The 13,637-nt window shown below is 64.9% G+C and carries 13 protein-coding genes; 6 read left to right on the plus strand and 7 right to left on the minus strand.

Annotated elements, in window-relative coordinates:
- Positions 1-49 precede the first annotated feature (49 nt).
- Entirely contained in the window at positions 50-889 is an 840-nt protein-coding gene (locus tag FM101_RS09455) for a sulfurtransferase (protein ID WP_086998833.1), read from the plus strand.
- A 59-nt stretch (positions 890-948) separates the two neighbouring features.
- Positions 949-1,377: an HIT family protein gene (locus tag FM101_RS09460; RefSeq protein ID WP_086998836.1), complete on the plus strand. Its 429-nt coding sequence runs from the start codon at positions 949-951 to the stop codon at positions 1,375-1,377.
- 73 nt (positions 1,378-1,450) lie between these two features.
- On the opposite strand, the gene hrpA is transcribed toward FM101_RS09460, so the two are convergent.
- Positions 1,451-5,449 (minus strand): ATP-dependent RNA helicase HrpA, encoded by a 3,999-nt coding sequence (hrpA, locus tag FM101_RS09465; protein WP_086998840.1) that lies wholly within the window; start codon positions 5,447-5,449, stop codon positions 1,451-1,453.
- A gap of 332 nt (positions 5,450-5,781) precedes the next feature.
- On the opposite strand from hrpA, the gene FM101_RS09470 reads away from it, so the two are divergent.
- From FM101_RS09470 to FM101_RS09480, 3 genes are all read left to right on the plus strand, one after another.
- Complete coding sequence (locus FM101_RS09470) at positions 5,782-6,789, plus strand: ABC transporter substrate-binding protein (RefSeq protein ID WP_086998843.1); 1,008 nt, start codon at positions 5,782-5,784, stop codon at positions 6,787-6,789.
- Positions 6,790-6,879: 90 nt separating this feature from the next.
- Entirely contained in the window at positions 6,880-7,791 is a 912-nt protein-coding gene (locus tag FM101_RS09475; protein WP_086998846.1) for an ABC transporter permease, read from the plus strand.
- Between the two features lies 1 nt (position 7,792).
- Positions 7,793-8,584 carry an ABC transporter ATP-binding protein gene (locus tag FM101_RS09480; RefSeq protein WP_086998849.1) on the plus strand — a complete coding sequence of 264 codons (792 nt, stop codon included), beginning with the start codon at positions 7,793-7,795 and terminating at the stop codon, positions 8,582-8,584.
- Positions 8,585-8,867: 283 nt separating this feature from the next.
- On the opposite strand, the gene FM101_RS09485 is transcribed toward FM101_RS09480, so the two are convergent.
- On the minus strand, positions 8,868-9,749 hold the full coding sequence (locus FM101_RS09485) for an SDR family oxidoreductase (protein ID WP_179204290.1): 882 nt from the start codon (positions 9,747-9,749) through the stop codon (positions 8,868-8,870).
- 257 nt (positions 9,750-10,006) lie between these two features.
- Between FM101_RS09485 and FM101_RS09490 the strand changes: the two genes are divergently transcribed.
- Entirely contained in the window at positions 10,007-10,438 is a 432-nt protein-coding gene (locus FM101_RS09490; RefSeq protein ID WP_245806675.1) for a VOC family protein, read from the plus strand.
- Positions 10,439-10,653: 215 nt separating this feature from the next.
- Here the strand turns inward: FM101_RS09490 and FM101_RS09495 are convergent, their stop codons facing one another.
- The 5 genes from FM101_RS09495 to FM101_RS09515 all read right to left on the minus strand — a co-directional run bounded on the left by FM101_RS09495 (position 10,654) and on the right by FM101_RS09515 (position 13,522).
- Positions 10,654-11,163: a DJ-1/PfpI family protein gene (locus FM101_RS09495; RefSeq protein ID WP_198962415.1), complete on the minus strand. Its 510-nt coding sequence runs from the start codon at positions 11,161-11,163 to the stop codon at positions 10,654-10,656.
- 65 nt (positions 11,164-11,228) lie between these two features.
- Positions 11,229-11,558, minus strand: coding sequence for a CHY zinc finger protein (locus FM101_RS09500; protein ID WP_086998856.1), 330 nt, complete (start codon positions 11,556-11,558; stop codon positions 11,229-11,231).
- Positions 11,555-12,151, minus strand: a complete 597-nt coding sequence (locus FM101_RS09505; protein WP_086998859.1) for an energy-coupling factor transporter transmembrane component T family protein — start codon at positions 12,149-12,151, stop codon at positions 11,555-11,557. Before FM101_RS09505 ends, FM101_RS09500 begins: the two co-directional genes overlap by 4 nt.
- On the minus strand, positions 12,145-12,831 hold the full coding sequence (locus tag FM101_RS09510; protein WP_086998863.1) for an energy-coupling factor ABC transporter ATP-binding protein: 687 nt from the start codon (positions 12,829-12,831) through the stop codon (positions 12,145-12,147). The genes FM101_RS09505 and FM101_RS09510 overlap by 7 nt, the downstream gene beginning before the upstream one ends.
- A 61-nt stretch (positions 12,832-12,892) precedes the next feature.
- A complete protein-coding gene (locus tag FM101_RS09515) occupies positions 12,893-13,522 on the minus strand; it encodes a biotin transporter BioY (protein ID WP_179204291.1) in 630 nt (209 codons plus the stop codon).
- Positions 13,523-13,637 lie beyond the last annotated feature (115 nt).

A 13,637-nucleotide genomic window follows, 5' to 3' on the forward strand; every position in this document is an offset into this window, starting at 1 on the left:
GGTCGCGGCCCCGGAACAGGCGGCGGGGCATGAGGGAGGAAGTTCGGACATGGAGGTCTTGATCACCGACGAGGCGTTGGCCGCACGGTTGGCCGCCGGGCAGCGCACCGTTATCCTGGATGTGCGGTGGGCGTTGGGATCGTCCACCGGGGAAGAGGACCACTTGGCCGGGCATATTCCGGGGGCCGTGTATGTGGATTTGGACACCGAATTGGCGGCCCCGGCCCGTCCGGAAGCCGGCCGTCATCCGCTCCCGGAACCGCAGAGGCTGGCCGCTGCGACAAGGCGTTGGGGGATTGAACCCGGGGATACCGTGGTGGCCTACGACGCGGTGGGTGGGCTATCTGCCGCACGTGCGTGGTGGCTGCTGCGGGACGCAGGACTTTCGGAGGTGTTTTTGCTCGACGGCGGATGGGCCGCCTGGACGGCGGCAGGGGGCGAGGTGGCCACGGGGCAGGTCACCGCCACGCCGGGAAGCTGGGTCCCACACCCCGGGTCCCTGCCGGTCGTGGACGCCGACGGCGCGGCAGCCTTCCCTTCCACCGGGGTCTTGCTCGATGCCCGCGCGGGGGAGCGCTTCCGCGGCGAAACCGAACCGGTGGACCCGCGCCCCGGACATATCCCCGGGGCCCTGAACGCCCCCACCGCGGGAAACCTTGCCGCGGACGGCAAATTCTTGCCGGCGGAAACCCTGCGCGAGAAGTTCGCCGCCCTTGGCCCGGCAGTAGGAGGCCCTCCGGTGGCCGTGTACTGCGGCTCAGGGGTGACCGCCGCCCACGAGATCGCCGCCCTGGCGATCGCCGGGATCGGCGCGGCCCTGTATCCGGGCTCCTATTCGCAGTTTTCTTCCGACCCCGCACGGGAGGTGGCCACCGGCCCCACCGGCTGACTGGCCCGGAGCCGATCAGGCCACGTAGATTCGTGACCATTACCGAAGAGAGGGACACCATGAGCACGCTGTTCACCAAGATCATCAACGGGGAGTTGCCGGGACGGTTCGTCTGGAAGGACCCCGACGTCGTCGCCTTCCTGTCGATCGGCCCGATCACCGACGGCCACACCCTGGTGGTGCCACGTCAGGAGGTTGACGACTGGACCGATATCGAACCCGAGCTGCTCAATAAGCTCAACGCTGTCGCCCGGGTCATCGGCCGGGCCCAGAAGCGGGCGTTCGGCTCCGAACGTGCCGGCCTGATGGTCGCCGGCTTCGAGGTCCCGCACCTGCACGTGCATGTCTGGCCGACGAACTCGCTGGCCGACTTCGACCTCTCCCGGGCCGATACCGACCCGAAGGAATCCCATCTGGACGATAACGCCGAGCGGCTGCGTACCGCACTGCGCGAGGACGGGCATACCGATATGGTGCCGAACCAATAACCCCAGCCCGCAGCACCGCCGTCGTCCCTGCCCAGCGGACGACGGCGGTGCCTCGGCCCTTCGGGCCGGCCGGCTAGGTGGTGGTCGCCTGGCGCAAGGCGGTACGCACCCGCTTCTCGGATACCGAATAGGCGGTGCCCAATTCTTGCGCAAACATGCTCACCCGCAACTCCTCGAGCATCCACTTGATCCTGCCCAGGGGGGCAGGAATCCGTGCCCCGGCAGGTACGGCAGCCCGGGCGGCATCGTATTCATCCTCCAAGGCCTGGATGGCCAGCATCGCCTGGTGGTCCCGTGACACGTTCCCGGCCTCCAACTTATCCAGGCGCTTGGCGATTCCGTCCAGATAGCGGGGCAGCTGAGAGAGATGCGCGTACCCGGTTCCGGCGACGAAGCCCGGGTAGACCAGATTCTCCAACTGGCTGCGGATATCGGCCAACGCGTTGACCAGTGCCAACGAGGAGGCCTTGGAGATCCTCTTGCCCACCAGCCGGGCACTGGAGAGTACGCGTTCGACGATGGCGGTGACCTTGAAGACCGTGTCGATCAGCTCGGCCCGCACCGACTCGAACAGGGCCCTGAACTCGGCCTGGGTGAAGGGCAGGTCGGCAGGAACCAGCCGGTCCAGGGCCGCCAGTGTGCAGTCGGCGATGAGCTTCTCCACCGAACCGTGGGGGTTCTGGGTGAAGACCAGCTTCTCCTGGTTGTTCAGATGTTCCAACACATATTTGGCCGGGGAGGGGACCTCGAGCAGCAGGAGCCGGATCACCCCGCCCCGATGCGCGGTGAGCTGCTCATCCTCGTTGCGGAACACCGTCAACGACACCGTGTCCCCGGTATCGAGCAGGCCGGGAAACGCGGTGATTTCAGCCCCGGCCACCGTGGTGCTGACCTTGCGTTGAATCCGGCCGCCGTCGCCGATCCTTTCGGGCCAGGCGGTCAGCCCGGTCTGTTCCAGTTTCGGCCTCTCACGGCTGGGGGAGGCGGCCCCCGCCCCGCCCGCCCGACCGGGTCCGGGGGTTCCCCGGCCACTGCCGCGTTCTGGCTTGGTACCTGCCTGGTCCTTGCCGTGACGCTGTTCGGCCTCGCGTGCTGCCGCCAGCAGGGCCGGTCCGGCGCTGCCCATCGACTCGGCCAGGGCCTGCCGGTTGTGCTGGGCCAGGGTGCGTTGCAGGGTGGGCAGGTCGGTGGATTCGTCCAGGATCCTGGCCCTGGAATCCACCACCTGGAAGGTGGCCAGCAGGTGCCCGGGGATCTTGGACCAGTCCCAGGACCCCGGAGGGATCACGACCCCGCGCAGGCGGCGCAACACCAGTTCCAAGGAGGGCTCGAGGTCATCGGTGGTGGGATCGAAGTCAGCCTTCAGTGCGGTGACCGCCTGCCGGGCCACATCGGGGGCCGGGACAAAGTTCTTGCGGATGGCCTTGGGGAGGGACTTGATCAAGGCGGTGACCAGCTCTTCGCGGAGACCGGGGATGAGCCAGCGGAAACGTTCGGGGTCCAGCTGGTTCAAGAACAGCACGGGCACCCGCACGGTCAACCCGTCTGACTCACCGGCCGACGCGGCAGGGTTGAACTCGTAGGACAGCTCCAATTCGAGGTCCCCATGGTGCAGGGTCCGGGGGAAGTCCTCCTGGTTCAGCTCCTCCGTGTCGGCGTTGAAGAGTTCCTCCGGGTCGAAGTCCAGCAGGGTGGGGTCGTTGGCCCGGGCCTTCTTCCACCACCTGTCGAAGTGGCGTTCGGAGACGACGCCGGCACCGACCCGCTGATCGTAGAATTCGAAGAGGTCCTCGTCGGTGGCGCCCAGATCCCGCCGACGCATCCTGGTCTCGAGTTCGTCGATATCGGCCAGCAGGCGACGGTTGCGTTGGAAGAACTTATGGTGGGTCTTCCAATCGCCTTCCACCAGGGCGTGCTGGATGAACAGTTCCCGGGCCACCACCGGATCGACACGTCCATATTGGATGCGGCGCTGGGGGATGACGGTGAGACCGTAGAGGGTGGCCTTCTCGTAGCCCATGACCGAACCCATCTTGCGGGACCAGTGGGGCTCGGAATGCGAATACTTCAACAGGTGCCGACCGACCTCCTCCACCCAGAGGGGGTCGAAGCGGGCGTTGACCCGGGCCCACAGCCTGCTGGTCTCCACCAGTTCGGCGGACATCACCCATTCGGGGTTCTTTTTGAACAGGGCCGAACCGGGGAAGATCGAGAACCGGGTGCCACGGGCCCCGGAATATTCACGTTTGCGTTCATCCCAGGCGCCGATATGTCCCAGCAGCCCGGACAGCAGGCTGGTGTGGATTTCACGTTCCAGCCCTGCCGGGTCCACCGGGCCCGTGGTCAGCGTGATGCCCAACGGTTTGGAGAGCTGGCGCAGCTGGGCGAAGAGGTCCTGCCATTCGCGCACCCGCAGGTAGTTGATGAATTCCTTCTTGCACAGTCGGCGGAACGCCGACGAGGAGAGTTCCTTCTGCTGCTCCTGCAGGTAGGCGTACAGGTTCAGGAACCCCGAGAAGTCAGAGGTCGAGTCCTCGAAGCGGCGGTGCAAACCGGTGGCGTTGGCCCGTTGGCCGGTGTCTTCGGAGGGGCGTTCGCGGGGGTCACGGATGGTCAGTGCGGCGGCCAGGATCATGACCTCCTTGGCGCAGCCGCGTCGGCCGGCCTCCACGATCATTCGACCCAACCGGACATCGACGGGGAGCTGACTCAACTGCCGCCCGATCGGAGTCACCTTCGCTGAGGTTCCCTCTCCGACGGCGCCGAGTTCGCGCAGCAGGGCGACGCCGTCGTTCACTGCCTTGGAATCCGGGGGCTGGACGAAGTCGAAATCCGCGACGTCGCGGGGGGATTCCACGACCCCCATGGCAGACATTTGCAGGATGACGGCAGCCAAGTTGGTGCGCAGGATCTCGGGATCGGTGAATTCGGGTCGGGCCTCGAAGTCCTCCTCGGAGTACAGCCGGATGGCAATACCGTCCGAGACGCGACCGCAACGACCCGAACGCTGGTTGGCGCTGGCCTGGGAGACCCGTTCGATGGGCAACCGCTGAACCTTGGTGCGATGTGAATACCTGGAGATCCGGGCGGTGCCGGTATCGATGACGTATTTGATGCCCGGGACGGTCAACGAGGTTTCGGCGACGTTGGTCGCCAGCACCAGGCGACGGTGGGAACCCGGATGGAAGACTTTATGTTGTTCCTCCAGCGACAACCTGGCGAAGAGCGGGAGCACCTCGGTGCCTCTTAGCCGGGGGTTGGTCTGCGCCCGGGCACGCAGGGCCTCGGCGGCGTCACGGATCTCGCGCTCGCCGGAGAAGAAAATCAGGATGTCGCCCGGCGCCTCGGCCGCCAATTCGTCCACGGCATCGCACACCGCGTCGAGCGGGTCACGATCCTCGTCGGCGGCATAGTCCTCGTCGTCGTCCTCGCGGCCTTCGGCTGGATTCAGGGGGCGGTAGCGCAGCTCCACGGGGTACGTGCGGCCGGAGACCTCGATGATGGGGGCCTGGACGATCTCGTCGCTGCCGTCGGTGGCGGGGGAGCCGAAGTGTGTGGCGAATTTTCCCGGGTCGATCGTCGCCGAGGTGATGATGACCTTCAGGTCGGGACGCTTCGGTAGCAGCCGTTTGAGGTAGCCGAGCAGGAAGTCGATGTTCAGGCTGCGTTCGTGGGCCTCATCGATGATGATGGCGTTGTATTTGCGCAGCCGGCGATCGTGTTGGATTTCGGCCAGCAGGATGCCATCGGTCATGACCTTGACCTGGGTGGAGGCCGAAACCCGCCCGGTGAACCTGACCTGGAAGCCGATCTCCGTTCCCAGCTCGCAACCGGTTTCCTCCGCGATGCGTTCGGCGACGGTACGCGCTGCCAATCGGCGGGGTTGGGTATGGCCGATCATCCCGCCGTCACCCAACCCCAGTTCCAACAGCATTTTGGGAAGTTGGGTGGTTTTGCCGGAACCGGTTTCGCCGGCGATGACGACGACCTGGTGGTTGCGGATGGCTTCCATGATGTCGTCGCGACGGGCGCTGACCGGAAGGGACTCGGGATAGGTGATCTTTACAGCCATGGTTGAAACAGTCTAAGGGGGCGGGATCGGCAGCTTCGCCTGAGCCGTGGTCCTTGGTGTCGCAGAGGGAGCGGGAGATGAAGTACGGAATGCCCGATAAATGTGGCATAGGACACGTTTTGTCTTCAATGGGGGTCGAGGCGTTCAGGTGCGTCCATGCACCCCGGAGTCGTATGGACAATGTGAGTTGATTCACAGGTAGTATCAAGGTGTCTTTAGGCACCAGGTGGTCAAAAGATTGTCGAATCACTCGCAGTGGGGGACGGGATCCGGTGGGCAGCAAAGGTGATGTTGACCGGAATTCAACTCGTGACCCGTGAAAGGAAAACACCATGAACGTTTCTCGCGTCGGCAAGCTTGCCGCAGGCCTGATGGCCACCGCATTGCTCGCCACCGCTTGCGGATCCTCAGGAGGGTCAGGCGACTCCAGCGGCTCCGCGGATGAGGTCAAGCCCGTGAAGATCGGCATCTCGCAGTACGTGTCCCACCCGTCGTTGGACGCGGTGACCGAGGGCTTCAAAAAGGGCATGAAGGACGCCGGCTACACCGGCGACAAGGTCAGCTACGATCTGCAGAATGCCCAGGCGGATGCCTCAACGAACACGGCGATCATGGGCCAGTTCGCTCAGGACAAGCTGGACCTCGTCCTTGCGGTGGCCACACCGGCAGCCCAAGCCGCCGCCCAATCGATCACCGACGCCCCGGTCCTCTTCTCTGCCGTGACCGACCCGGTGGAAGCCAAGCTGGTCAAGAGTGTTGAGGCACCCGGCGGAAACGTCACCGGCACCTCGGATAAGAACCCGGTCAAGGAGCAGATGGAGCTTCTCAAGGAACTGGCCCCCGACGCCAAAACCGTCGGCATCGTCTACTCCTCGGGTGAAGTCAACTCCACCGTCCAGGTGAAGTGGGCCAAGGAAGCCGCGGCTGACCTTGATCTGAAGATCAAGGAGAAGGCGATCTCCGCCTCCTCAGAGGTCCAGCAGGCCGCGCAGGCACTGGACGTCGACGCCTACTACGTGCCGACCGACAATGCGGTCGTGTCCGCGTTGGAAGGCCTGTTGCAGACCGCGCAGTCCAAGAAGATCCCCGTGATCGCCGCCGACGGCGAGTCGGTCAAGCGTGGCGCGACGGCCACCTACGGCATCAACTACGAGAAGCTCGGTGTCCAGACCGCCGACATGGCCGTGAAGATCCTCAAGGACGGTGAGAAGCCGGCCGATATGCCCGTGGAGACCCTGACGGATGTCGAGTTGTATGTGAACACCGCCGCCGCGAAGAAGGTCGGCGTGAAGATCCCGCAGGAAATGATCGACAAGGCCGCCGAGGTCTACAAGAAGTAGCCCCGCGCCGATCCACCGGATCACGGTGCCCGGCCGCCCTCCAGCGGCCGGGCACCCCGCATTCTTCCCTCTCAACACAAGGATCTCTTCATGCTTACTGCGGTTGAACTGGGCCTGGTCTACGCGATCATGGCGCTGGGGGTCTACCTGACCTTCCGCATCCTCGACTTCCCCGACCTGACGGTCGATGGCAGCTTCACCACCGGTGCCGCCGTCGCCTCCATCAGCATCGTCAACGGCATGCCAGCGCTTCTAGCCACCGCGCTGGCCCTGTTGGCCGGCGCGGCCGCCGGCGTCGTGACCGGTCTGCTGCATACCAAGGGCAAGATCAACGGCCTGCTGGCAGGCATCCTGACCATGATCGCCTTATATTCGGTGAATTTGCGCATCATGGGCAAGGCCAACGTCCCGCTGCTGGGGGAGGACACCCTGATCTCCCCGCTGCGCGAAGCCCAGCTCACCGGCGGCGTCGTCTCGATCCTCATCTTCTTGGTGCTGGCGCTGGTGCTGAAGTTCATCCTGGACTGGTTCCTGCACACCGACATCGGACTGGCCATGCAGGCCACCGGCGACAACGAGCAGATGATCCGCAGCCTGGGCGTGAGTACCGATAACCAGAAGATTCTGGGCCTCGCCATCTCCAACGGCCTGGTCGGCCTCTGCGGCGCGATGATTGCGCAGTACCAGGGCTTCGCCGACGTCGGCATGGGTATCGGCCTGATCCTGATTGGCCTGGCCTCGGTCATCATCGGCCAGGCGATCTTCGGCACCCGGAACATCTTCATCGCCACACTGGCCGTCATCTTTGGTGCCGTGCTCTACCGTGTCTTCATCCAGCTGGCCCTCGATGCCGGCCTCGAGCCGAACGACATGAAGCTGATCTCCGCGATCCTCGTGGTCCTCGCGCTGGTCCTGCCGCAGTGGAAGGGCTTCAATAAGTTCGGTCGCAGAATGCGCACCATCACCAACGCAGCGGAGAAGCAGAAGGAGACGGTGTCCTAGCATGCTGGAAATCAACAACCTGTCCAAGACGTTCTTCGCCGGGACGGTGAATGAGCGCAAGGCGCTACGCAACATCAATCTCCAACTGACCGAAGGCGAATTCGTCACCGTGATCGGATCCAACGGTGCCGGTAAATCCACGGTGCTGAACATGGTGGGCGGAAAACTACAGCCAGACGTCGGCAATGTGAAGATCGCCGGCAAAGACGTCACCAAACTGGCAGACCATGCGCGGGCGAAGTTCATTGGCCGGGTCTTCCAGGATCCGATGGCTGGCACCGCGCCGAGCATGTCGATCGAGGAGAACATGTCCCTGGCCTTGAATCGCGGAAAATTCCGCGGCTTGAGCATGGGTGTGACCAAACGGCGGCGAGACCAATTCGCCACCGAGCTCGAGTCGTTGGAGCTAGGCCTCGAACATCGGCTCAAGGCCAAGGTGGGGCTGCTCTCCGGTGGCCAGCGGCAAGCACTTTCGCTGCTCATGGCCACGTTCAGTGGACCGCAGATCCTGTTGCTGGACGAGCACACTGCTGCCCTCGACCCACAACGGGCGGCCCTGGTGGCCCGGCTGACCGAAGAGATCGTGGAGCGCCACGGGCTCACCACGCTGATGGTCACCCACAACATGGAGCAGGCGCTGCGATTGGGTACTCGTCTGGTGATGATGCACGACGGCGAGATCATCCTCGATCTCGATGCCGAGGCCAAGTCGAAAATGACCGTGCCCGGACTGCTCAAGGAATTCGAGAAGATCAAGGGCGCCCAACTCGACGACCGCACCATGCTGCAGTAGGTCCCTGGACCGCAGCAGGGCAGGACCCGTGGCCGGATGATCCGGCCGCGGGTCCTGCTGTTCGGGATGTTTCCCGGCGCTCTTCGTTGGCGGCGACGCCCCTGAGCCAACTATGGGTGTTCATGCTTGCTCCGCTGGTGGGCGCAGTGATTGCGGCGCTGGTCTCTCGCTACCTTTTCCCCACGGAGGGTCTCGCGCCCGAGGACACCGCGAACAAGAAAATTCCTTCGAACTGATTCCTGCCATCCGCCACGGGGGTCCATTCAACGGGCGGGTCCGTTTCTTATCTACTGCCCCTGCGGGCCGCTGGCAGGGCACGGAGATAGGGCTCGAGCCGCCGGTGTCCGACGGGGGTACCTACCGCGTCGAGTTGGAGGGATTCGAGGAAAAAGCGGGTGAGGTTTGCTGCCCGCGGCGAGAACCGATCCGCGGCCCACTGGAGCGGGCGCAGCGCCCCGGGTCTCACCGGCAGGATGCGCTGCCTCCGACCCGCGATCCTGAAAGCGAGTGATTCCAGTTCCCGGTAGGTGAAGATCTCCGGCCCGCCGATATCCCAGCTCGCCGTCGGCCCGTCGAGATGCCCCACGATGAATTCGGCGAGATCGGCACCATGGATCGGGTTGAGACGGGACGAACCGTCGCCGAGGGTAAAACCGATCCCCTTCTGGGCCAGAAGCAGGAAGTCGGTGATGTCGGAGAAGCATCCCGAAGGGTTCACGATCTGGCCCGCTACGGTGCTGCGCCGCAGCACTTCGGCAAAGGCGTTTTTGGAACGCAACGTCACAGAGGTTCCGCTGGCGCTGTGTAGAACGTTGACGTAGAGGAAGGAAGCGAGCCCCTGACGCTCCGCCTCCTCCAGCAGCCGCAAATTGCCCAGAAAGTCGACATCCCAGGGACTCGCATTCTGCCGGGTGACCCCCAAGGCAGAGACCACACGCTCTGCCCCATCGCAGGCGCCCTGAAGTGTCGCCGGATCCAAATAATTGACGATCCTCCACTCGGCGACGTGCCCCTGCAGTGCCGGTGCGCCGAAAGTGCCGGGCGCCTCCGCTTGTTCCCGCGAACGCACCAAGGCCCGGACCCGGTAGCCGCAGCGATCCAACGCCTCCACCACATGCCGGCCCACGTAGCCGCTGGCTCCCGCCACCACGACGAGCTGGTTCATCTGGGCCTCCATCCCCTCTGTACCGGACCGTACCCGACATGGGGGTGAAGAAGGCACGGGCTGGACGAATAAGTCATGAGGTCGTGTCGAGTCTGTAGTGATGATGGCTTTCATCCGCAGGACTCAGCCCGTCGTTGCTCAGGATGCTCCGTGTTCCACACGGTGGCGCAGGTAGGACAGCCATCACCCGTGAGCTGGTTGACAGCTGCTGCCCGGCAACCCTTGGCCCGGGGTGGGAGGGTTGGTACGTTCTCGGCATGGAAAATGAAAACGAGATGAACTGGACCCTCGAGGTGGTGGTCGTCCCGGTTTCGGACCTCGACCGGTCCCTGGCGTTCTACCGCGACCAGTTCGGGTTCCACCTGGACCACGACTACGACCTCGGAGAGGGCCGGCGCGTCGTCCAACTGACGCCTCCGGGCTCGGGATGTTCGATGGTGCTCGGTGCTGGCGGTGTGGTCCCCGAGATGCCGCCCGGTTCGATGAAGGGCCTGCAACTGGTGGTCTCCGATATTGAACGGGCCCACCGGATCCTCACCGAACGAAAGGTCGAAGCCAGTGGAGTTCAGGTCCTGGGCGAGAACCCCGAACCAACGGCACATCCCCTGGACAATGTGGGCATGATCTTCTTGTCGGATCCGGACGGGAATGCGTGGGCGATCCAGCAGATGTCGAGTCGGGGGCGATGAGGGGAGGGCACGAGGATAGGCGGAGACCTCAGCCGCCGTCGTGCGCCCGTAGCCGCGATACCGCCGCGTCGACCAACGGACCCCGAATGCGGTGATTGTTGTCCGTGATCTGGTGGACGACGTCAGGAACCGTGTCAGGCCTACCGGGTGCCCCGGCATCAAAGGGCGGATGGGGGTCGTGCTCGATCATCAACTGGGCACGCTTGGCCGTCTCCTCATCCCACAACCTCGCGATGATCTCCAATCCGACGTCGATTCCACTGGTTACTCCGCCTCCGGTGACTAGTGTTCCGTCCCAGACCACCCGCCCCTCCTGAGATGGCACCGAAGCGTTCAAGGAGCGGGCGGGAGGCCCAATGGGTGGTGGCACGCCTTCCGGTCAGGAGGCCGGCAGCATCCAAGACGAAAGCGCCCGTGCAGACGCTGGACACATAGCGAGCATTCCGTGCCTGGGTGCGAACAAAAGCCAACGCTGCTTCGTCGTTCAACAGGTCGAAGGCCCCGTTGCCGCCGGGCACCATCAGCAGATCTGCTGGCGGAGCCTCGGCAAAGGTTGTGGTGGGCAGAAGAGAAAAACCCGTATCGGTGGGCACGGGTCCCACATCGTGCCAGACCAGGTCGATGACGACGTTCGGAGCGAGTGAGAACACCTGTACTGGGCCCGTGAGATCAAGCTGCGTGACCCGGGGGAACAGCAGGCAGGTGATTCTGAAGGGCTGGTCCATGCCCCGATGATCTCACCCGATGGCCGGCAATTCGACGGCTGTCGAACACGGGTTGGTGCACAAACTCAGATGGCCGGGGCAAAGTAGAGGTCCGCGTGGAGCTTGCAGCCCGGGTTGAACCGCGCGCCACAACAAGGACAGTCGGTTCTGGCGAGGTACTCGGCGATGCCGAGCTCGTACCCGCACACTCCACACATCACGGCCCGCGCGTCGTATTTGGTGACTGGCCAGCATCGGGCCGCGTGCTGCCCGGGAATCTCCGCATGGCAGAGGTGGCACGGATAGTACTCACCGCAGCAATGGAACCGGATCGCGATGACGTCCAGAACCGTCTGGTAGTGCGCGCAGCGGGTCTGCCCGTCCACCACCTGGCCCAGAACCCGTGGCCGGCTCATTGCACACCCCGGGCCGAGAGTGCCTCTCCGAGTTCGTCAGCATGTTTGAGCGCGACGACCAGGAACGGCACCACGAAGGTCGACAGGCCGCCGCGGGCTCCGCGGGCGCGCTGGGCCTCGCGCACCCCGGATCCCAGGCGGGCCAGCACCGGCACCGTCGTGATCGTCACCGACAGCAGCAGGGCGACCCTTTCCGGGTCCACCCCCAGACGGGCCAGCGGGGACAGGCCTCGTTCGACGGCGGCCAACAGGTCGGTCAGCCGGGTGGTCAGCACCAATAACCCTGCCAGGAGGATGGCGGCGACGACGCGGGAGGAATTGGCCGCCGCGGCTTCGAGGGGCATGAAGATGAGTTGGGCGAGCAGGGTGATCCCGATGAGCCAGCGCACGGCGATGAGTTGACGCCAGAGTTCGGAGAGGCCCAGGCCTCCCAGAAGATACCCGAGTACGGCCACGACCCAGGCCATCCCTGCGGCCCAGTACGTCGACGGCAGGAAGGACAGGCCCAGCACCACCAGCATCAGGAGGAGGGCCTTCGGGCCGGTGGGCAGGCGGTGCAGCAGGCCGTTGCCCGGGCGGTAGAGACTCAGCATGCCAGGGACTGTTCGTAGGTGGCCAGCACCTCGGCGGGTTCCCCGACGGACTGGACCCGGCCCGAACCGATCAGTACTGCCGTATCGCAGCGTAGGGCCAGCTGTGGGTCATGGGTGACCAGCACCAGTTGGTGGGCCCCGCCGAGGAATAAGTGGTCGGCCACTTTGCGTGAGTTACGGGTATCCAGCAGGGCCGTGGGCTCATCGGCGATGACCAGTTCGGGGCGTCGTACGAAGGCCCCACACAGGGCCAGGAGCTGTTTCTGACCACCCGAGAGTTCATGGGCGGAACGATCAGCCAATTCGGACAGACCGAAAGCTGAGAGTGCCTCGCTCACGCGGGCCGCTTCTTCTGGGCGAGGAAGCTTCTCGGAACGCAGCGAAAACGCCACATCCTCGCCGACGGTAGGCATGATGATCTGGGCATCGGGGTTGCTGAAAATAAGGGCCACCAGCCGCCGCAACTCGCGTTTCTGCTTCACCGGGTCTACGCCGTGGACACGCACGGTCCCCGAGGTCGGGGCCACCAGCCCGCCGATGACCCGGGCGAGGGTCGATTTACCGGATCCGTTCTCCCCAATAATCGCGATCCTGCGGGAGTCCACGTTCAGGGAGATCCCTTCAAGCGCGGTCGTTTCGCCCAGGCGCACGCCCACCTGGTCCAGCGAGATGGAATTCATCGCCAGACCTCGAAAGGGGCGGCCACTGCACGAGCGATGGCGGCGCTCTGCGGCCGGAACATCACCGGATGCTCTCGGCGGGGCGCTCGCCGTCCGCAGGGGCGGAGACGGTGACGGGAGCCTGGGTGCTGGCCTCCCGCCGGCGGAAGGCCCGGGGGTAGGCGCGGGCCAGGGTCATGGTGATGGCGGCGGCGATGGCGGCCTTCAAGAGGTCTCCCGGCAGGAAGACGAGGCTTTGCAGCGCCGTGGGACCCAGGGGCAGGCGGGTGACGAACGCCTGGACGGGGATGCCGAAGGCGTAGATGACCACGATGCCGCCCACGAGGATCCCCAGGATCGTCCGCCACCGGGACAGTCGTGGTCCACCGTGGACGATCAGTCCGATGACGAAGGCCCCGACGATCCACCCCGCGAGATACCCGGAGGAGGGGCCGACGAAGACCCCGAGCCCGCCGCGACCGCCGGAGAGCAAGGGCAGCCCGATGGCCACCAGGATGAGCAGGACGATCATCGACAGCGCCCCGCGCCAGGGGCCCAGAACGGCACCGGCGAGCATCACTCCCAGGGTCTGGGCGGTGATCGGGACGGAGCCGAAGACGGAGAGCCCGCCCGGCAGGCCCAATACGGCGACGATGGCGGTAAAGACGGCGATGCGGGCCAAATCTGCGGCTTCGAGACGACGGGGTTTCATGGGATCCCTCTCGGGCCGGTCGCCCGGCCTCAACACTTGAACAATGTTCATTTGAACGGTGTTCACCTTAGCTGGGTGGCACTGGAATCCACAACCGGGCGCCCAGGTGCGCGCA

This window comes from Arthrobacter rhombi (assembly GCF_900163545.1).
In the GTDB taxonomy this organism is placed as follows: Bacteria; Actinomycetota; Actinomycetes; order Actinomycetales; family Micrococcaceae; genus Arthrobacter_H; species Arthrobacter_H rhombi_A.